18 protein-coding genes are annotated in these 19,613 nt (G+C 67.7%); 11 read left to right on the top strand and 7 right to left on the bottom strand.

Translation table 11 applies throughout. From position 1 onward, the window contains the following. Window positions 1-57 precede the first annotated feature (57 nt). The 3 genes from OU996_RS01825 (at window position 58) to OU996_RS01815 (ending at window position 4,957) form a co-directional block, all read left to right on the top strand. Window positions 58-2,562: a circularly permuted type 2 ATP-grasp protein gene (locus OU996_RS01825; protein ID WP_267583977.1), complete on the top strand. Its 2,505-nt coding sequence runs from the start codon at window positions 58-60 to the stop codon at window positions 2,560-2,562. Between the two features lie 9 nt (window positions 2,563-2,571). After that, a complete protein-coding gene (locus OU996_RS01820) occupies window positions 2,572-3,492 on the top strand; it encodes a transglutaminase family protein (RefSeq protein WP_267583976.1) in 921 nt (306 codons plus the stop codon). Window positions 3,493-3,580: 88 nt separating this feature from the next. After that, the gene (locus tag OU996_RS01815) at window positions 3,581-4,957 is read left to right on the top strand and encodes an AmpG family muropeptide MFS transporter (RefSeq protein WP_267583975.1); all 1,377 of its coding nucleotides are present in this window, start codon (window positions 3,581-3,583) and stop codon (window positions 4,955-4,957) included. Here OU996_RS01815 and recR read toward each other — a convergent pair. Further along, entirely contained in the window at window positions 4,954-5,559 is a 606-nt protein-coding gene (recR, locus tag OU996_RS01810) for a recombination mediator RecR (RefSeq protein WP_267583974.1), read from the bottom strand. The two genes, OU996_RS01815 and recR, sit on opposite strands and share 4 nt — an antisense overlap. Before the next feature lie 223 nt (window positions 5,560-5,782). Between recR and OU996_RS01805 the strand changes: the two genes are divergently transcribed. Next, complete coding sequence (locus OU996_RS01805; RefSeq protein ID WP_267583973.1) at window positions 5,783-7,219, top strand: sodium:proton antiporter; 1,437 nt, start codon at window positions 5,783-5,785, stop codon at window positions 7,217-7,219. Between the two features lie 18 nt (window positions 7,220-7,237). Here OU996_RS01805 and OU996_RS01800 read toward each other — a convergent pair whose 3' ends face one another. The 3 genes from OU996_RS01800 to OU996_RS01790 form a co-directional block, all read right to left on the bottom strand. Further along, window positions 7,238-7,747 carry a DUF3016 domain-containing protein gene (locus tag OU996_RS01800; protein ID WP_267583972.1) on the bottom strand — a complete coding sequence of 170 codons (510 nt, stop codon included), beginning with the start codon at window positions 7,745-7,747 and terminating at the stop codon, window positions 7,238-7,240. A 34-nt stretch (window positions 7,748-7,781) separates the two neighbouring features. Next, window positions 7,782-9,374 carry a phosphoenolpyruvate carboxykinase (ATP) gene (locus tag OU996_RS01795; RefSeq protein ID WP_267583971.1) on the bottom strand — a complete coding sequence of 531 codons (1,593 nt, stop codon included), beginning with the start codon at window positions 9,372-9,374 and terminating at the stop codon, window positions 7,782-7,784. Window positions 9,375-9,514: 140 nt separating this feature from the next. After that, window positions 9,515-10,300: a HugZ family protein gene (locus tag OU996_RS01790; RefSeq protein WP_267583970.1), complete on the bottom strand. Its 786-nt coding sequence runs from the start codon at window positions 10,298-10,300 to the stop codon at window positions 9,515-9,517. A 252-nt stretch (window positions 10,301-10,552) separates the two neighbouring features. Here OU996_RS01790 and OU996_RS01785 point away from each other — a divergent pair, with 252 nt between their 5' ends. The 6 genes from OU996_RS01785 (at window position 10,553) to ahcY (ending at window position 16,065) form a co-directional block, all read left to right on the top strand. Continuing rightward, window positions 10,553-11,251 carry a response regulator transcription factor gene (locus OU996_RS01785; RefSeq protein WP_267583969.1) on the top strand — a complete coding sequence of 233 codons (699 nt, stop codon included), beginning with the start codon at window positions 10,553-10,555 and terminating at the stop codon, window positions 11,249-11,251. Between the two features lie 7 nt (window positions 11,252-11,258). Next, complete coding sequence (locus tag OU996_RS01780) at window positions 11,259-13,136, top strand: sensor histidine kinase (protein ID WP_324290719.1); 1,878 nt, start codon at window positions 11,259-11,261, stop codon at window positions 13,134-13,136. Window positions 13,137-13,138: 2 nt separating this feature from the next. After that, on the top strand, window positions 13,139-13,588 hold the full coding sequence (locus OU996_RS01775; protein WP_267583968.1) for an HPr kinase/phosphorylase: 450 nt from the start codon (window positions 13,139-13,141) through the stop codon (window positions 13,586-13,588). 165 nt (window positions 13,589-13,753) lie between these two features. After that, the gene (locus OU996_RS01770; RefSeq protein WP_267583967.1) at window positions 13,754-14,155 is read left to right on the top strand and encodes a PTS sugar transporter subunit IIA; all 402 of its coding nucleotides are present in this window, start codon (window positions 13,754-13,756) and stop codon (window positions 14,153-14,155) included. Continuing rightward, window positions 14,152-14,439: an HPr family phosphocarrier protein gene (locus OU996_RS01765; RefSeq protein ID WP_267583966.1), complete on the top strand. Its 288-nt coding sequence runs from the start codon at window positions 14,152-14,154 to the stop codon at window positions 14,437-14,439. The genes OU996_RS01770 and OU996_RS01765 overlap by 4 nt, the downstream gene beginning before the upstream one ends. Window positions 14,440-14,658: 219 nt before the next feature. Beyond that, window positions 14,659-16,065 carry an adenosylhomocysteinase gene (gene ahcY, locus OU996_RS01760; RefSeq protein WP_267583965.1) on the top strand — a complete coding sequence of 469 codons (1,407 nt, stop codon included), beginning with the start codon at window positions 14,659-14,661 and terminating at the stop codon, window positions 16,063-16,065. Window positions 16,066-16,114: 49 nt separating this feature from the next. Here the strand turns inward: ahcY and OU996_RS01755 are convergent, their stop codons facing one another. After that, window positions 16,115-17,653 carry a hypothetical protein gene (locus tag OU996_RS01755; RefSeq protein WP_267583964.1) on the bottom strand — a complete coding sequence of 513 codons (1,539 nt, stop codon included), beginning with the start codon at window positions 17,651-17,653 and terminating at the stop codon, window positions 16,115-16,117. An 82-nt stretch (window positions 17,654-17,735) separates the two neighbouring features. Further along, window positions 17,736-18,224 carry a GNAT family N-acetyltransferase gene (locus tag OU996_RS01750; RefSeq protein WP_267585552.1) on the bottom strand — a complete coding sequence of 163 codons (489 nt, stop codon included), beginning with the start codon at window positions 18,222-18,224 and terminating at the stop codon, window positions 17,736-17,738. A 160-nt stretch (window positions 18,225-18,384) separates the two neighbouring features. On the opposite strand from OU996_RS01750, the gene OU996_RS01745 reads away from it, so the two are divergent. Beyond that, window positions 18,385-18,690: a hypothetical protein gene (locus OU996_RS01745; protein WP_267583963.1), complete on the top strand. Its 306-nt coding sequence runs from the start codon at window positions 18,385-18,387 to the stop codon at window positions 18,688-18,690. Between the two features lie 37 nt (window positions 18,691-18,727). On the opposite strand, the gene OU996_RS01740 is transcribed toward OU996_RS01745, so the two are convergent. Further along, window positions 18,728-19,501, bottom strand: coding sequence for a ferredoxin--NADP reductase (locus tag OU996_RS01740; protein ID WP_267583962.1), 774 nt, complete (start codon window positions 19,499-19,501; stop codon window positions 18,728-18,730). Between the last annotated feature and the right edge of the window lie 112 nt (window positions 19,502-19,613).

The raw sequence follows: 19,613 nt of genomic DNA, 5'->3' as shown, positions 1-19,613 counted from the left end.
GCATCGCCACCGCCGTCGGCTTGCCTCAGGCAAGCTCGGGCGCGCATAGAGGAGCCCATGCCCAGACGTAGTGACCCGCAGGCGCTCACCCGCCGCTTCGAGGAGGAAGCGGTCGACGCGTTGCTGGCGGGATACAAGCCGCTCCCCGGGGTCCACGACGAACTCGTCGGTGCCGACGGGCGCCCGCGCGCGCATTGGCACGCGCTGCTGGCGGCGCTGGCGGAAATGGGTGTCGAGGAAGTGCAGCGCCGCTTCCAGGCGGCCGACCGGCACCTCTACCGCTCCGGCGTGTTCTACCGCGTCTATGACGATCCCAATGGCGGCGAGCGCCCCTGGCCGATTTCCCACCTGCCCCTGGTCATCGACGGCGCGGAATGGCGCGCCATCGAGCACGGCATCATCCAGCGCGCGCAGCTTCTGGAAAGCGTGCTGGGCGATATTTACGGGCCCGGCAATCTCGTCCAGTCCGGCGCGCTGCCGGCGGCGGCGATCATGGGTAGCCCGGATTTCCTGCGCCCGCTGGTCGACGTCGATCCGCATGGCGGGAGCTTCCTGCGCATCTATGCCGCCGATATCGGCCGTGGCCCGGACGGGCAATGGTGGGTGATCTCCGACCGCACCCAGTCGCCGTCCGGCGCCGGCTACGCGCTGGAAAACCGCATCGCCATCTCCCGCGCCCTGCCGGACCTGTCGCGCTCGCTCAACGTTGTCCGGCTTGCCGGCTATTTCCAGGCGCTGCGCGCCGGCCTTACCCGGCTCGACCGCTCGGGCGAGGGCAGGGTGGGGCTGCTTACCCCCGGCCCGCTGAACGAGACCTATTTCGAGCACGCCTATCTCGCGCGCTATCTCGGCTTCGTGCTCTTGGAGGGCGAAGACCTCACGGTGCGCGACAACCTCGTCTATGTGCGCACCGTCGCCGGGCTGAAGCGAGTCGACGTGCTGCTGCGCCGCCTCGATTCCGACTATGCCGATCCGCTGGAGCTGAACCCGCGCTCCCGGCTCGGCATTCCCGGCCTCGTGCAGGCGATCCGCTCGGGCGGCGTCGCGGTGGCCAATGCGGTCGGCGCGGGCGTCGTCGAGGCCAATGCGCTTATGGGCTTCATGCCGCGCCTCGGCAAGCGCGTGCTGGGCGAGAATCTGCTCCTGCCCAATGTCGCTACCTGGTGGTGTGGGCAGGAGGCCGAGCGCGAGCGCGTGCTCGACGAACTGGACGATCTGGTCATCTCCCCCGCCTTCCGGCGCACGCTGCCGGGCGTGCTCGACCAGGGCTCGACCATCGGCGCCGATCTCGACAAGGAAGGCCGCGCCCGGCTGGAGGCGGCGATCCGCGCGCGCGGCGTCGATTTCGTCGGCCAGGAGGCGGCGCGCCTGTCCACCATGCCGGTCTGGCACGATGGCAAGCTGGAGCCGCGACCCTTCATCCTGCGCATCTTCGCGGCGGCGACGGAAAACGGCTGGAAGGTCATGCCCGGCGGCTTCTGCCGCGTCTCCGACACTCTCGACGCTCGCGCCGTCACCATGCAGGGCGGCGGCCGCTCGGCCGATGTGTGGGTGCTCGACGACACGCCGGTGGAGCAGACCACGCTGCTGCCGGCAGTGGACCGCGTCGAGATCAAGCGGCAGACCGGCCCGCTGCCCAGCCGAGCGGCGGATAATTTCTTCTGGCTCGGGCGCTATGTCGAACGCGCCGAGATGACGCTGCGCCTGCTGCGCACGCTGGTCGGCCGGCTGTCCTCCTCGGCCGAGGGCGGCGGTTCCTCGGTCGCCAAGCTGATGGCGCTGCTGCAGTCCTGGGGCGCGGTGCCGGACGAACTCGGTCGCGTGCGCCCCGCCCGCCACGCGCTCGCCGCGCTCACCCGCCGCGACCTGCCGGGCGCGGTGCCCAACCTCATCGAAGCCGCCCGGCAATCCGCCTCCGTCATCCGCGACCGGCTGTCGCCGGATGCGTGGCGCACGCTGGCGGACCTCGTCGTGCTCATCAATGAGCGGCTCTCCGCCGCCGAGCCGGACACCTATGAGCGGGCCGACCGTGCGCTGCGCGCGCTCGCCGCCTTTTCCGGTCTCGCCTCGGAAAACATGAACCGGCTGGCGGGCTGGCGCTTCCTCGATCTTGGCCGCCGCATCGAGCGCGCCATCGCCACCTGCCGCTTCGCCCGCGCGCTGGGCGAGGAGCCGACCGCCGGCACGCTCGACGTGTTGCTGGAACTCTGCGACAGCCAGATTACCTACCGCTCACGCTATGTGATGGTGGAAAGCCGCGCCCCGGTGCTCGATCTCGTGCTGCTGGAGCCGGTGAACCCGCGCTCGCTCGCCTACCAGATCGACGCCATCATGGCTCATCTCGACCAGTTGCCCGGCCATCTCGGCGACGAGCCGCCCCCGCCCGAAGAACGCCTCGCCGCGCGCCTTGCCGCTTCCATGAAGGCGTTCGATGCCATCGAGTTCGACGATGCCCGGCTGCGCGAGGTGGAGGCGCACCTGATGGAGCTCTCCAACGAGGTGGCCGAGCGTTATTTCATTCATCGCCTGCCGATCGAGACGCCCTGGGATCTCTTGGCGTAGGATCGGGCCATGTTCTACGACATCCACCAGACCACGACCTATTCCTATGCCTTCCCGGTGCCGGTCGCCCGCCATGTCGTGCGCATGGTGCCGGTGGACCGGCTCGGCCAGCGCGTGGTGGCGAGCCATTTCACCGTCGAGCCCGAGCCGGTGGAGTGGACGGACACGCGCGACTTCTTCGGCAACCGGGTCGTGCATATCCGCATCGAGACGCCGCACACCGATTTCAAGGTGCATACCCGCGCCCGCGTCGAGGTGACCCCGGCCACTGGCTGGGACGAGGACGCTTCGCCGGCGTGGGAAGCGGTGCGCAGCGCCTCCGCCGCCGTGCTCGATGTCTCGCCCGCCTCGCCGGCGCATTTCATCTTTCCCAGCCTGCTGGTCCCGCTGAGCCCGCCCATCACCGACTGGGCCGCGGAGAGCTTCCCCGCCGGACGCCCGATGCTGGCCGGCGCGGTCGAGCTGATGAACCGGCTCTATGAGGAATTCACCTACGATTCACGCGCCACGGACGTCTCCACCCCGGCGCTGGAGGCCTTCACCATAAGGCGCGGCGTTTGCCAGGACTTCGCCCACATCATGATCGCCGGTCTGCGCGGCCTCGGCCTGCCGGCGGCCTATGTCTCCGGCTTCCTGCGCACCGAGCCGCCGCCCGGCAAGGAGCGCCTGCAGGGCGCGGATGCCACCCATGCCTGGGTCGCGGTGTGGTGCGGCGCGGCCATTGGCTGGGTCGGGCTCGATCCGACCAACGCGCTGCGCGTCTCGACCGACCATGTCGTGCTGGCGGTCGGGCGCGACTATGCCGATGTCGCCCCGATCGGCGGCGTGCTGCTCGGCTCGGGCCGGCAGAAGCTGAGCGTGGCGGTGGATGTGATCCCGGTGCCGGACAAGCCCGCCGTGGCGAGCCCGCCCGCCGCGCCGCAGGCGTGAGGGGCGCGCGCGACAGCGTTCCCCTTCCGCGCTAGAGAGGACACCCGGCCCGGGGCGAATCGGGCGGTTCGACGGATGCGCCATCGCCATGACCGACGCTGCCCGCCACCCGGCCGGCCCACCCGACGCGGCGGATCCACCCGCGACCGGCGTACTCGCGGGCCTTGCCGTCTATCTGCGCCCGCGCGTCATCGCCATCCTGCTGCTCGGCTTCTCCTCCGGCCTGCCGCTGGCGCTCTCCGGCTCGACGCTGCTGATCTGGATGCGCGAGGCGGGGGTCGATCTCACCACCATCGGCCTGTTCGCGCTGGTCGGCACGCCCTACGCCATCAAGTTCCTCTGGGCGCCGGTGGTCGACGCGCTGCCCGTGCCGCTGCTCTCGCGCTGGCTCGGGCGGCGGCGCGGCTGGATGGTGTTCGCCCAGCTGCTGCTCGCCGGGGCCATCTGCCTGCTGGCGAGCGTCGATCCACGCGCTGCGCCGTGGCTGGTCGCCTTTGCCGCGCTGCTGGTCGCCGCCGCCTCGGCGACGCAGGACATCGTGATCGACGCCTACCGCGTCGAGCGCCTCGACCTCTCCGAACAGGCCGCCGGCATGGCCGCCTATGTCTTCGCCTACCGGGTGGGGATGCTGGTCTCGACCGCCGGCGCGCTGTTCCTCGTGACCTTCATCCAGGACGGCTTCGGGCTCGACGCCGCGGCCGCGTGGCGCTGGGGCTATCTCGCCATGGCTGCTTGCGTCGGCATCGGCCTTGTCACCACGCTGTGCTCCGGTGAGCCCACATCAACGGCGGGGCGCGAGACAGCGGCGCAGGCGGCCGAGTCGCCGGTGAAGCGCGTGCTGCGCGCGGCGATCAGCGCCTTCACCGAGTTTCTCGGCCAGCCGCTCGCCATCGCCATCCTCGCCTTTGTGGTGCTCTACAAATTCTGCGACGCCTTTGCCGGCGCCATGACCGCGCCCTTCGTCATCGACCTCGGCTTCACCCGCACCGATTACGCGGCCATCGTGAAGGGGCTCGGCCTCGGCGCGACGCTGGTCGGCGGCATTGTCGGCGGCATGGCGGCGCGGGCCCTGCCGCTTCCCACCATGCTGTGGATCGGCGCCATCCTGCAGAGCGCCTCGAACCTGTCCTTCGCCTGGCTGGCGACGCAGGGGCATGACTACACCGCCCTGTCGATCGCCATCGTCGCGGAGAACTTCACCGGCGCCATCGGCACGGTGATCTTCGTCGCCTATCTCTCGGGCCTGTGCCGCAACCCGCTGCACACGGCGACGCAATACGCCCTGCTCACTGCGCTGGCGGCAACCGGGCGGACCTATCTCGCCGCCTCGGCCGGCTATGTGGCGACGGAGCTGGGTTGGTTTTGGTTCTTCGCCGGCTCGCTCATCGCTGCCGTGCCGAGCCTCATCCTGCTCGCCTATCTGCAGGCGCGCGGGCATTTCCGCACGCTGGCCGCGACCAGCTAGAGGCTGGTGCGGGCGCGGATGGCGGCCGACAGCGTGCCCTCGTCGAGATAATCGAGCTCGCCGCCCACCGGCACGCCCTGGGCGAGGCGGGTGACCTTCACGCCGCTCTCGCGCAGCAGCTCGGTGACGTAATGGGCGGTGGTCTGCGCATCCACCGTGGCGCCGAGCGCCAGCAACACCTCGCTGACCTCGCCTACCTGCACGCGGGCCATCAGCGTCTTGAGGTTCAGCTCATCCGGCCCGACGCCGTCGAGCGGGGAGAGCGTGCCGCCCAGCACATGGTAGCGGGCATTGAGCGCACCCGCCCGCTCCAGCGCCCACAGGTCCGCGACATCCGCCACCACGATCAGCAGCGTCGGGTCGCGGGTCTCGTCGGTGCAGACCGAACAGGGGTCGCGCACGTCGAGATTGCCGCAGACCCGGCAGGTGGCGATCTTGCCGAGCACGTCCTGCATCGCCCCGGCGAGCGGACTCATCAACTGCTCGCGCTTCTTGATGAGCTGCAGCGCCGCGCGCCGGGCCGAGCGCGGCCCGAGGCCGGGCACGCGGGCGAGCAGCTGGATGAGGCGTTCGATCTCGGGACCGGCGACGGCGCGGGGCATGGGATCCTCATCGCCGCGGATCGGCGCGGCAGGGGTGGGCACAGCTCACCTCTAGCGCAGCCCGGTCGCCCCCGCCAACCCGCCGCGCACACCCCGGCGGCGGCTCTCTGCCCCGGCCGACGCGCGTGATCACATCGGCACCAGCGAAATCCGGTTTTGCTCGACACCGGGGGAGGGCGTTGCTAACCGGGGTATCACTTCATTCAAGCCGCAGGGAAGACCGATGCCGACGACGAAAGCCGCCGCCACCGCCGCCTTGTCCGCCGCCCTCCTGTTCATGGGCGCGGCGCCCGCCTTCGCCGCGCCGGGCGCGGGCATCGAAGGCGCTACCCTGCCGCTGCTCTGGGGCATCCCCTTTGTCGGGATGCTGCTCTCCATCGCCATTCTGCCGCTGCTGGCCGGCCATTTCTGGCACCATCATTACGGCAAGGTGGCGCTGTTCTGGGCGCTCGCCTTCCTCGTGCCCTTCGTCGCGGTCTATGGCACGGGGCTGGCGACCTATGAGGTCGTCCACGCCGCGACGCTGGAATACATCCCCTTCATCATCCTGCTGTTCTCGCTCTTCACCATTTCCGGCGGCATCCTGCTCACCGGCAATCTGCGTGGCAGCCCGGCGGTGAATACCGGCCTTCTTGCCACGGGCATGGTGCTGGCGAGCTTCATCGGCACGACCGGCGCCTCCATGGTGCTGATCCGCCCGCTGCTGCGGGCCAATGACGACCGGCGTTACAACGTCCACATCGTCGTGTTCTTCATCTTCCTGGTGTCGAACATTGGCGGCTCGCTGACGCCGCTCGGCGACCCGCCGCTGTTCCTCGGCTTCCTCAAGGGCGTCGACTTCTTCTGGACGACGCGGCACCTGTTCCACGACACGGCCGTTCTCGCCGCCGTGCTGCTTCCCGCCTTCTATCTGCTCGACCGCTACTTTTATTCACGCGAGGAGAAGCTGCCGCCCAAGGCCGATCCGACGCCGGAGACGGAGAGCCTTGGCCTGCGCGGCAAGCGCAACATCCCGCTGCTCGGCGGCGTGATCGCGGCGATCCTGATGAGCGCGCTGTGGAAGCCCGGCATCGAGTTCGACATTCTCGGCACCCATGTGGCGCTGCCCTCCATCGTGCGCGATGTCACGCTGATCGCGCTTGCCGGCGTGTCGCTCTGGATCACCCCGGCCTTCATCCGCGAGCGCAATGGCTTCGACTGGGAGCCGATCCGCGAGGTGGCCAAGCTCTTCGCGGCGATCTTCCTCACCATCATTCCGGTGATCGCCATCCTGAAGGCCGGCTCGAACGGCGCGCTGTCCCCGCTGGTCGCCCTCGTCACCGATCCGGCGGGCGAGCCGGTGAATGCCGGCTATTTCTGGATGACCGGCCTGCTCTCCGGCTTCCTCGACAACGCACCGACCTATCTCGTCTTCTTCAACCTCGCCGGCGGCGACCCGCAGCTCTTGATGACGAAATATGCGGTAACGCTGGAAGCGATCTCGGCCGGTGCCGTGTTCATGGGCGCGCTCACCTATATCGGCAACGCGCCGAACTTCATGGTGCTCGCCATCGCCAAGAGCCGCGGCGTCGCCATGCCGAGCTTCTTCGGCTACATGGCGTGGTCCTTCATCTTTCTGATGCCCTGCTTCGCGCTGCTGACCTGGCTCTATTTCCTCTGAGCCGGGCGGCGCCCATCCTCAGCCCTGCGCCTCGCTCGCGAGATAGGGGCGCAGGGTGGTGGTGAACCAGCGCGTGAGCAGCGCCTTCTCGAAGCGCAGCGGATCGACCGAGCGCACCGCCACCGGGTCCATCAGATAGTTCAGGCTGCGGATGGTCTCCTCGCCGCGCGCGAGCACGCGCCCGTCCCGGCGCAGCGTGTAGGCGAGCTTGATCGACGGCCAGGTATCCTCGCGCATCACCCGCAGCGTGCCGGTGCGTGAGGCGAGCGGGTTGATCATGCCGGCGAGGTTAAGATTGAGAACGCTCACCTCCAGCGCGTCGCCGGGCGGCAGCCGCGTGGTGGCGAGCCGCTCGACGATGCGGGCGAGCCCTTCCAGCGTGAGGCGCTGGTCCACCGGTGCCCAGCCGAGATTGCCGTCGGTGTAGCCCTCCGGCGCGATGAAGCTCACACGCGCCGTCCCCGCCTCGGCGAGGGCGGGCGCGAGACCGATGGCGGCGAGAATGAGAGCACGGGCGGCGTGGCGCATGGCGGGCCTCCATTGCGGGAGGCCCATGCTGCCATCATTCGGCGGCGATGGCCAAGCTCGGCTGGGCGCCGCGCACCTCGTCATCGACCAGGCCCTCGAAGCGGGCGAAGTTGTTGCTGAAGCGGATGACGAGCTGGCGCGCGGTCTTGGCGTAGTCCATGCGGCTCGCCCAGCTGCGGGCGGGGTCGAGCAGGCGAGCATCGACGCCCTCGATGGCCTTCGGGACCATGAAGCCGAAATGCGGATCGGTGCGCCATTCGCCGGCCTCCAGCGTGCCGTCGAGCGCGGCGGCGACCAGACGGCGGCTGGTCTCCAGCGGCACGCGCCGCCCGGTGCCGGCCTTGCCACCGATCCAGCCGGTATTGACCAGCCAGCAGGTCATCCCTTCCTGCGCGACCAGCGGACGCAGCAGCGCGCTGCTGCGGGCCGGGTGCGTGGCGAGGAAGGGGGCGCCGAAGCCGGCGGCGAAGCTGGCCTGCGCTTCCTCGATGCCGGCCGCGCTCTCGGGCAGGCGGGCGCTGTAGCCGGACAGGAAATGATAGATCGCCTGTGCTGGGGTCAGCCGGGCGATGGGCGGGAGGATGCCGGTCGTGTCGCAGCTGAGCAGGAACAGCGCGCGCGGCGCGTGCCCCGTGGACGCGGCGGCGCGGATCGCGGCGAGCGGTAAGGCCGCGCGGGGATTTTCCGCCGGGCTGTCGGCGCCGAGCAGCGGCACGCGGCTCTCCGGGTCGAGCGGGACATTCTCCAGCACGGTGCCGAAGCGTGCGAGCCCGGCAAACAGCGCCGGATCGTCCTCGGCGCTGAGGTGATCGGCCCGCACATAGGCGCCGCTCTCCAGCGCGCGGATGCCTTCCGCGCGCCAGCCGAGCCCGCCATCGGCGATCAGCACCCGGCCATCCGCGCTGGCGAGCGCGGACTTGCCGGTGCCGGGAAGGCCGACGAACAGCGCTGTATCGCCCGCTTCGTCCGCGCTCGCGGCGGCGCAGAGCGGCAGCGTGCCACTGTCGGGCAGCATCTGGCCGAGCGCGGTGAGCAGGGCGGCGCGGATCTCGCCGGCATGGGCGGTGCCGGCGATCAGCACCAGACCGGCGGCGAGATCGGCGGCGATGACGGTCGCGCTGCGCACGCCGTATTTCTCCGGCTCGGCCTTGAAGCTTGGCACGCAGAGGAGGGTGAGGCGCGGCGTGGCGCCGGCAATGGCCTGCGCATCGAGCGGGCGCAGCAGGTTGCGCAGGGTGAGCGCGTGCCAGGCGTGCTCGGTCAGCACCCGCACCGGTACGTCGTCGGCCATCACATCCTGCGCGAACAGCGTGCGCGTGCTCGCATGGGCAAGGAAATCGGCCCGGAAGGCGTCGAAGGCGTCGCGGAGGAGGGCGTTGGCGCTCTCCCAGTCCACGCTCTCCTCGGTGTCGGCCTCGCGGACGATGTAGCGGTCGGCCTCGCTCAGATGGCGGTGGGCGCCGCTGTCGGCGACCAGCGCTCCGGTCGCCGAGAGGCGGGTCTCGCCGCGGGCGATGGAGCGCTCGTAAAGGGCGGCCTCGTTGAGGTTCCAGAACAGCTTGCCGGTGCCGTCAAGCCCAAGGGATTCAAGGCCGTGCTGCTCGTTACGCGTGCCAGACTGTTGCAAGGTCGGCTCCTCCTGACGCGGGACATACAGGGGCACCGGGTGCGCCCAGGCGCGTTTTTCGCCGATCTTCCGGGTCGATTGTGTGACGAAACCGGGCCCAAGCGATGGTCATAGGTTAAGGCCGGGCCCGGCGCGCCCGCCTATTGGGACGAATCCACCGGCGCGCCGCGGGCCTTGGTGGCCAGTTCCACAAGGATTTCCCGCATCGCGCGGGCCGTGGTGGCCCGGCGGGGAAAATCGAGGCGCCGCACCTCCGTGCCGGACATCAGGTCGCAGCCGGCGGGGTCGATGCCGATCATCCGCCAGTCGCCCGGCCCGGTGCCGATGAGGTGCAGGGCATAGAGGGTGATGGCGTCGCGGTGGTCCTCGTTCATATGGGCGACCGCGCTCTCCTCCGCCGCCAGCATTTCCGCCGCGTCCGAGGTGTCGAGGATGAGGTCGTCGCGGCTGACATCGGTGATGCGGCCGAAGCCGGCGACGAGGTGCGCGCTCGTCACCTCCACCCGGTAGAAGGCGAAATCGGCGAAGCCGACGAACATCGCCGCGTCGGGGTGGCGGGCCAGGAACCGGCGCCGCGCCATCTCGATCTCATCGGCCTCACTTAGCCTGACTGCACACCCCATCAAACCGGCGCGCGCGCCCTGAAGCTCGTCGCCGGAGCGCCGTTCATCGATCAGAAGCGACACCCGGCTGTCGGCGAGGATATTGCGCGTATGCCGCGCCAGGGTGGATAGCAGCAGGATCGGCGTGCCGTCCGGCAATGTCGCGACCTGCACCAGCGAGGCATAGGGGCCGCCCTCGGCGTCGAGAGTCGCCAGCGCGCCGATCCGTGCCTCGCGCAGCAACCGGCGCGTGGCGGCGGGTGCATCGAAGGACAGGGTGGGGGCTGTCGCGGAAGCCGGGGTGGCGGACGAGCGGGCGGCCATGAAATTCCTCCGTTGCCATAGGTGGTTGGCGGGGCGGGGGACAGTCGTGCCCCCGGCGCTTGCCGTTCGTCAAGCCACGCCTGCGGCATCGCGCGGGAGGGGGAGCGCGGGCGCGGCGGTCCGCGCGATTGGCTATCTGGCGTGAAACGCGCTATTTCTGTTGAATCAGTTTGCCTGTCACATTATGGCCACGGCGGCACGGTTCACCCGCAGGCTGCTTCAACTACCGCCGCCGAACAGGAAAGTGTCCAGATGCCGACCATCGCTCTCGTCGACGACGATCGCAACATCCTCACCTCCGTGTCGATCGCCCTCGAGTCGGAAGGCTACCGCATCCAGACCTATACTGATGGCGCCACCGCGCTGGACGGCTTCAAGACCAGCCCGCCGGACCTGGCCATCTTCGATATCAAGATGCCGCGCATGGACGGCATGGAATTGCTGCGCCGCCTGCGCCAGAAGAGCGACATGCCGGTGATCTTCCTCACCTCCAAGGATGACGAGATCGACGAGCTGTTCGGCCTCAAGATGGGCGCCGACGACTTCATCAAGAAGCCCTTCTCCCAGCGCCTGCTGGTCGAGCGGGTGAAGGCGGTGCTGCGCCGCGTCTCGCCCAAGGACGGCACGCTGCCGCGCGAGACCGACAGTGCCAAGGTGCTTGAGCGGGGCCAGCTGCGCATGGATCCCGAGCGCCACACCTGCACCTGGAAGGGTGAGAACGTGACACTCACCGTCACCGAGTTCCTGATCCTTCAAGCGCTCGCGACCCGGCCCGGCGTGGTCAAGAGCCGCAACGCGCTGATGGACGCGGCCTATGATGATCAGGTCTATGTCGACGACCGCACCATCGACAGCCACATCAAGCGCCTGCGCAAGAAGTTCAAAGTGGTCGACGACAATTTCGAGATGATCGAGACGCTCTACGGCGTCGGCTACCGCTTCAAGGAGTAGCGGCCTCTTGCTCGATCCCGCATCCAACCGGCCCCCGGCCGAGGACGAGGATCCGCGCGACGGCATCGAGGGCCCGGACGACGACGCGCCGCGCAAGGGGCGGGTCGCCGGCCTCATCGGCGCCGCCGGGCGGCTGCGCAATTTCGTCGCCTTCCAGAGCTTCTCCAGCCTTACCCGCCGCATCGTCCTGCTGAATCTCGTCGGCATGTGCGCGCTGGTGTCGGGCATCCTTTATCTGTCGGAGTTTCGGGCGGGGCTGATCGACGCGCGGATTCAGAGCCTTTTGGTGCAGGGCGAGATCATCGCCGCCGCCATTGCCGGCTCCGCGCAGGTCGAGACCAACGCCATCACCATCGACCCCGAGCGGCTTCTGGAGCTGCGGGCCGGCGAGAGCTACGGTCCCGGCGAGGACGGCTTCGCGCCGCTGGAATTCCCCATCAATCCCGAGCGCGTCGCCCCGGTGCTGAAGCGCCTTGTCGAGCCGACCGGCACCAGCGCGCGCATCTATGACCGCGATGGTGGCCTGCTGCTCGATTCCCGCTCGCTTTACTCCAAGGGCGAGATCCTGCGCTTCGAGATGTCGGCGCCGACCGAGCGTCGGCCGAACTGGTTCGAAAAGACCTGGAACCGGCTCAAGCTCTGGTTCGAGCGCGGGGATCTGCCGCTCTACAAGGATCTCGGCCCCAATAACGGCAAGGGCTATGCGGAAGTCGCCGCCGCGCTCGAGGGCCGCAATGCCTATGCGGTGCAGGTGAATGACCGCGGCCAGGTCATCGTCTCGGTCGCCGTGCCGGTGCAGCGCTTCCGGGCCGTTCTGGGCGCGCTGCTGCTCTCGACCCAGAGCGAGGAGATCGAGCAGGCGGTCGCCGCCGAGCGGCTCGTCATCGTGCGCGTCTTCCTGGTCGCCATGGCGGTGATGGTGGTGGTCTCGCTGCTGCTCGCCAGCACCATCGCCGGCCCAGTGCGCAAGCTGGCGGATGCCGCCGAGCGCGTGCGCCGGCGTACCCGTTCGCGCGTCGAGATCCCGGACTTCACCCGCCGTTCGGACGAGATCGGCCATCTGTCCGGCGCGCTGCGCGACATGACGGACGCGCTCTATTCGCGCATCGAGGCCATCGAGAGCTTCGCGGCGGACGTGTCGCACGAGCTGAAGAATCCGCTCACTTCCCTGCGCTCCGCCGTGGAGACGCTGCCGCTCGCCAAGAGCGACACGTCGCGCGCGCGGCTGCTCGAGGTCATCCAGCACGATGTGAAGCGGCTCGACCGACTCATCACCGACATCTCCGATGCCTCGCGGCTCGATGCCGAGCTGCAGCGCCAGGAGGCCGAGCCGGTCGATCTCACCCGCCTGCTCACCACCGTAACCAGCGTGCATAACGATGTGAGGCGGGGCGACGGGGTGAGCGTCAACCTCACCTTCGAGCCGTCGGCTGGCGTCACTGGCGGCTTCATTGTTCTCGGCCACGATTCCCGCCTCGGCCAGGTCATCAACAACCTCATCGACAATGCCCGCTCCTTCTCGCCCAAGGGCGGCGAGGTGCGGGTGACCTGCCGAAGGTTGAAAGACGCGGTGGAAATCATCGTCGACGATGACGGGCCGGGAATTCCGCCCCATGCCCTCGGGCGCATCTTCGAGCGCTTTTACACGGATCGTCCCGAGGAGCAGGGCTTCGGCCAGAATTCAGGGTTGGGCCTGTCGATCTCCAAACAGATCGTCGATGCCCATGCCGGCAGGATCTGGGCCGAGAACCGGCCGGCGACCTCGGGCGAGGCGAAAGGCAAGGCCAAGGGCCGCGCCCGCAAGCCGGTGATCGAGGCGGCGGATGACGGGGCGGGGCCGCGGCCGGCCGGCGCCCGCTTCATCGTGCATCTGCCAGCGGCCTGACCATGGAGAACCCGACGCTCCATGCCTCCTGTGTCAGCGTCGGCGGGCGCGGCGTGCTGATCCGAGGAGCCTCCGGGACAGGCAAGTCGCATCTTGCTTTCGCCCTCATCCTCGCCGGCGGTTCGGGTCGGGTGCCGCCGACCGAACTCGTGGCGGATGACCGGGTGCATGTGAACGCACGCGAGGGCCGGCTGGTCGCCGCCGCGCCGCACGCTCTGGCAGGGATGATCGAAATTCGCGGCGCGGGCCTGCGCCGATTGCCGCATGTCGCTGAGGCGCCCCTCCACCTCGTGGTCGATCTCGACGCGCCCGACGCGGCTCGCCTGCCGGCTCCGGAAGCCTGCCGTTGCGTGATTTGCGACGTTGAGGTTGCGCGCCTGCCGGTGCTGCGCGCGGGGGATGCGCTCCAGCAGGTTCTTGCGTGCCTGCTCAGCGATCCGGCGCCCCTCTAGGTCAATCACCCGAATATGCTTCGACTTTCTGCCCCTACGCCCTTGCCATTCGTGTGCGCTGCAACGATGATGAGCGCCCCATAAAGAGGGGTGCTTCTGAATTGATCATTCAGGAGGTCCCGCGCAGAGATGCACTTGTGCCGTAGGCGGGCGCGGCGGAGCAGAATGATAGGTCTCGTACTTGTAACGCACGGACGCCTGGCCAGCGAATTCCGTTCAGCTCTTGAACACGTCATGGGACCGCAATCCCAGCTTGAGACGATCACGATCGGCCCTGACGACGATATCGAGCAGCGCCGCAACGACATTGTCGGCGCAGTCGAGGCCGTAAACAGCGGCGGCGGCGTGGTCATTCTCACCGACATGTTCGGCGGTACGCCCTCCAACCTTGCCATCTCCGTCATGACCTCGCCCGACATCGAGGTCGTCGCCGGCATCAACCTGCCCATGCTGGTCAAGCTCGCGACCGTGCGCGGCGAGCTGCCGATGGCCGAGGCGGTGGTGCAGGCGCAGGATGCCGGGCGCAAATACATCAACATCGCCAGCCGGGTGCTCGCGGGCAAATGATGGACACGTCGGTCGCCCTCACGCGTGAGCTCGCCATCGTCAACAAGCGCGGCCTGCACGCGCGCGCCTCCGCCAAATTCGTGCAGACCGTCGAGCGCTTCGACGCCGATGTGCGCGTCACGCGCTGCGGCGAGACGGTCGGCGGCACCTCCATCATGGGCCTGATGATGCTGGCCGCCGCGCCGGGCACCTCCATCGAGGTCGCCGCTTCCGGGCGGGAGGCGCAGGCCGTGATCGAGGCGCTGACCCATCTCATTGCCGACCGCTTCGGCGAGGACGAGTAGCAGCCCGTCGCCCGGCCGGCGCCCGTCCCCCGCCTCTATCGCCAATCCCTCCAGACTGGAAGCGTCTCGCATAGCGCGGGTATCGTCGTGCCGGTAAAACCGCGATTGATCCCGTGGGTTCGTCACGCGACATAAAGACATCTTTATGTCGTTATTGCTATGCCAGGCTGTAGCTGGTAAACCGCATGCCGAACCCGTCACCCGTCAGGAAGAGCTTTCATGGCCCTCGCCAGCGAATACATCGTCAAGGACATCGGCCTCGCCGATTTCGGCCGCAAGGAAATCGATCTGGCCGAGACCGAGATGCCGGGCCTCATGGCCATCCGTGCGGAATATGGCCCGTCGCAGCCGCTCAAGGGCGCGCGCATCGCCGGCTCCCTGCACATGACCATCCAGACCGCCGTGCTGATCGAGACGCTGAAGGCGCTCGGCGCGGATGTGCGCTGGGTCTCCTGCAACATCTTCTCGACCCAGGACCACGCCGCCGCCGCCATCGCCGCCGCCGGCACGCCGGTCTTCGCCTTCAAGGGCGAGACGCTGGTCGAGTACTGGGACTTCACCGCCAAGCTGTTCGACTGGCATGACGGCGGCGTGCCGAACATGATCCTCGACGATGGCGGCGACGCCACCATGCTTGTGCATCACGGCCTGCGCGCCGAGAATGGCGACACCGCCTTCCTCGACCAGGCCGAGTCCGAGGAAGAGGTGATCTTCTTCGCCCTCATCAAGAAGCTGCTCGCCGAGAAGCCGAAGGGCTGGTTCGCGCAGGTCGCCGCCTCGATCAAGGGCGTCTCGGAGGAGACCACCACGGGCGTGCACCGCCTTTACAAGCTCGCCGAGCAGGGCAAGCTGCTGTTCCCGGCGATCAACGTCAATGACAGCGTCACGAAGTCGAAGTTCGACAATCTCTATGGCTGCCGTGAGTCGCTGGTCGACGCCATCCGTCGCGGCACCGACGTGATGCTGGCCGGCAAGGTCGCCTTCGTCGCCGGTTTCGGCGATGTCGGCAAGGGCTCGGCCGCCTCGCTGCGCCAGGCCGGCGCGCGCGTCATCGTCTCCGAAGTCGATCCGATCTGCGCCCTGCAGGCGTCGATGGAAGGCTATGAGGTGGCGACCATTGAGGATGCCTTCTCGCGCGCCGACATCTATGTCACCGCGACCGGCAACAAGGACATCATCACCGTCGATCACATGCGGCAGATGAAGGACCGGGCCATCGTCTGCAACATCGGCCACTTCGACAACGAGATCCAGGTCGCGGGTCTCAAGAACTTCAAGTGGAACAACATCAAGCCGCAGGTCGACGAGATCGAGTTCCCATCGGGCAACCGCATCATCCTGCTGTCGGAAGGCCGTCTGGTGAACCTTGGCAACGCCATGGGCCACCCCTCCTTCGTGATGTCGTCCTCCTTCGCGAACCAGACGCTGGCGCAGATCGAACTCTGGGCCAACCCGGGCAAGTACGAGAAGAAGGTCTACACCCTGCCGAAGTTCCTCGACGAGAAGGTCGCCGCGCTGCACCTCGAGAAGCTCGGCGTGAAGCTCACCAAGCTGCGCCCCGAGCAGGCCGACTATATCGGTGTGCCCGTCGAGGGCCCGTTCAAGCCGGATCACTACCGCTATTGATCCATCGGCCTCGGCCGGAAACGGAAAGGGCGCCGCGAGGCGCCCTTTTTCATGCCGGTTGCGCCGGCGTCACAGGCGCGAGATGCGTATAGCGCGCGCCGAGCCGAGTTCCGACCAGCTCCCATATCTGCCGCAGGCGATGGACGTGCAGATCGTCCACCATGACCTCGAAGAGATGGATCAGGTCCGCGTCGCCAAAGCGGCTCGTCGTCGCCGTCGTCGCGCGCGCAGGCGAGGGCCGTTGTGCGTCGTCGGGCGCCGGCGCGCCGGCAGCAGCCGCGGGAGGCACGGCGGCTGCTGCGAGGTCTGCCGCTTGGTTCTGCTGCTGTCCGACACCGTCTGCGGCGACACGCGGATCTTCGGGCTCGGCGAAACGCTCGGACGACCATTTGAAGATGACTTGAGCCAGATCGCGGCGGATCGCCGGGGTCGCTCGCGGATCGATGGTGGCCCGCTCGAGATCGAAGATGGTGCGAATGTTGCGCGAGCGGAGCGCGACGAAGCCATCGGGGCCGACGATGGTGCAAAGCTGCGCCTGCGCGACCCAATCGATCGCCTCATAGAAGCCGAATGGCGTCTCGACGTGCAACATGATGGGGTTGAACGTTGCAAGGTTCTGGACGTCGAATATCTGCTGGTCCTGCAGCCGGAAGGCGGTCGCGGAGTCGATGCCGTCGATCATTTCGAGCGGTACGACGGGTGTTTTTTCCAGTAGATCGCTGCGGTAGCCCTTCAGGGGCAGAGACAGTTTGGAAACCAGCAGGCGCAGGCCCAGATCCGGCAGGAAGCCGATCAGGAAGGCGATGCCGTACCAGAGCCCGCTCGCCGCGGACAAGCTCGGCACCGCCGGCGCGATGCGCCAGAGGGCGATCACGCAGACCACGGCGAACAGCATGTTCATCGTGACGCGAAGAAAGGTCTGCGGTCCCAGCTCGAAATTCGTGACCGCGCGCAGCAGGTAGGTCAGCGAGAACAGGATGGCGCCGGCAAAGGTGAAGGCGACCACGGTGAGGCTGCGCATCATCTGGCAGGAGGTCGTGCCATAGGGACAAGGCTGGGGGGCGACCAGGCTGCCCTCACCCGTGCCATTTGTCGGGGCTGAGGCAGGGGCCTGAGGCGCTGGCGCTGGCGGCGCCGCGCCGGACTGTGCCTGAACGACGTCAGCGGCGGTCATCGATGCCATAGCCGGCTTGCCGTCCTGCGCCGCCGTGCAGTCGGGCCAGCAGCTAAGCCCATCGGCGAGAAGGAGGATTGGCCCGATCTTCGGGGCCTGATCCTTCGTCACCACGTCGCCCAGTGGTGTGAAGATGACGGAGAGCCCTATCGTCGAGAGGACGACATAAGGGATGGCGCTGAGATAGATCTGCCAGGAAGAGAACTCCTGACTTCTCCCATCATACTTCGACTTTACAAACTCGAAGGACGGCGATGTATCAGTCTCGAATCCGAAGGCCTGTGCGATTTCTTGCACAAGGGAATAGCGTTCGCGCCGGAGGTTGTTCCTGATCTTGATGACTATGAATGGCAAGACCAATGCCACCAGCAGCGCGACGACTTCGTCATAGTTCGTTGCGTTCAGCGGATTCATGACAGGGCGCCCCTTCCCAACCAAGGCCCCATGCTAGACGCGTCATAATAGAATATGCAACTTAAAGTTTAATCTGGCGAAATCACAGCTCAAGTTGCATGAACACCAGATCCAGCCGCTGGCCGAACTTGGTGCCGATGCCCGGCATACGGCCGGTTTCGGTGAAGCCGAGGCGGGTGTGCAAAGCGAGGGAGGCGGTGTTGCCGCCGGTGATGCCGCCGATCATCACCTTCTTGCCGATGGCGCGGGCGGGCTCGAACAGCGCTTCCACCAGCTTGCCACCAAGGCCGCGCCCGCGCGCGTGCTCGGCGACATAGACCGAGTGCTCGACGCTGATGCGGAAGCCGTCGAAGGGGCGGAAATCGCCGAAGCTTGCATAGCCGAGCACCTCGTAGCCCTCGGCCGCGACGATGACCGGGTAGGATTTGGCGCGGCGGTCCGCCAGCCAGGCACTGCGGTTGGCAAGGTCGGCCGGTGTGTCGTTCCAGATCGCCGTCGAGTGCAGCACGGCATGGTTGTAGATGGCGAGAATGCCCGGCAGGTCGTGGGCGGTGGCGTCACGCAGGATCATCATGTCTCTCCCGGCGCGGGCGGCGCCTGCCGCAGGGTGATCGCGGATACGCCCGATTCCGGCCGCGGTGGGATTCTATAGGATGGGCGCTGGAATGTCGGCCATTGGCCCCCATATCCGGGAAAAGCGGCAGTACCGCCCAGGAGGAAAGACCAAAAGGATGAACTCGAGCGATCCCTTCGACCGTATGCGCTTCACCGTCCGGCGGGTGAGCTGGTGGCAGGTGGCCGTGGTCGTCGCCGTGGCTCTGGCCGTCGGCATTGCGCTGGCGCTGGTGGCGGCGAGCGTGTTCCTCGTGGTCTTTCCGGTCATCGCCATCGCCGGCATTGCCTACCGCCTGTTCGGCGGTCGCAAGCGCCCGGCGGGCGGCGCCACAGTGATCGACGCCGAATACCGCATCCTCTCGCCCGAGGAGGCTGCCCGCGAGCGCGAGGCGGCGTGGGATCCGAACCGGCGCCTGCGCTGAGCGGGCGCCGGTTCCGGCACTCACGTCTCGACGCAGCTTACTTCTCGACGAAGGCCTTCTCGATCACGAAGTCGCCCGGCTCCGTGGTCGAGCCTTCCTCGAAGCCGCGCTCCTTGAGGATGACGCGCATATCGTCGAGCAACTGCGGGCTGCCGCACAGCATGACGCGGTCGTCTTCCTTGTCGAGCGGCGGCAGGCCGAGATCCTCGAACAGCTTGCCCGAGGTGATGAGGTCGGTGATGCGGCCCTGGTTGCGATAGGGCTCGCGCGTCACGGTCGGGTAATAGACCAACTTCTCGCGCACCAACTCGCCGAAGAACTCGTTGTCCGGCAGCTCGTTCTCGATGAAGTCCTGATAGGCGAGCTCGCCCACGGTGCGCACGCCGTGCACGAGGATCACCTTCTCGTAAGCCTCGTAGGTCTCGGGATCCTTGATCAGGCTCATGAAGGGCGCGAGGCCCGTGCCGGTCGCGAGCAGATAGAGCCGGCGGCCGGGGACGAGATAATCCACCAGCAGCGTGCCGGTCGGCTTGCGCCCGACGATCACCTCGTCACCCACCTTGAGGTGCTGGAGACGCGAGGTCAGCGGGCCGTTCTGCACCTTGATGGAGAAGAACTCGAGGGTCTCCTCGTAATTGGCGCTGGCGATGGAATAGGCGCGCAGCAGCGGCTTGCCGTCGACCGGCAGCCCGATCATCACGAACTGCCCGTTCTTGAAGCGCAGCGCCGGGTCGCGCGTCGTGGTGAAGGTGAACAGATTGTCCGTCCAGTGATGCACCGACAGGACGCGTTCGTGATGCAGGTTGCTCATTTACAAACCGTCTAAGTGAAAACTTCCAAACAAACCGGAAGTCCATGTAATTCCCTGGGGCACCCTTTACTGCGCAATCGCCGGCCTGTCGACCCTTCTGAACGCAGGCCTT

This window comes from Ancylobacter sp. SL191 (genome assembly GCF_026625645.1).
In the GTDB taxonomy this organism is placed as follows: Bacteria; Pseudomonadota; Alphaproteobacteria; order Rhizobiales; family Xanthobacteraceae; genus Ancylobacter.
The sequence above is the reverse complement of the archived record's forward strand: the minus strand, read 5'-3'. Positions and strand labels throughout refer to the sequence as shown.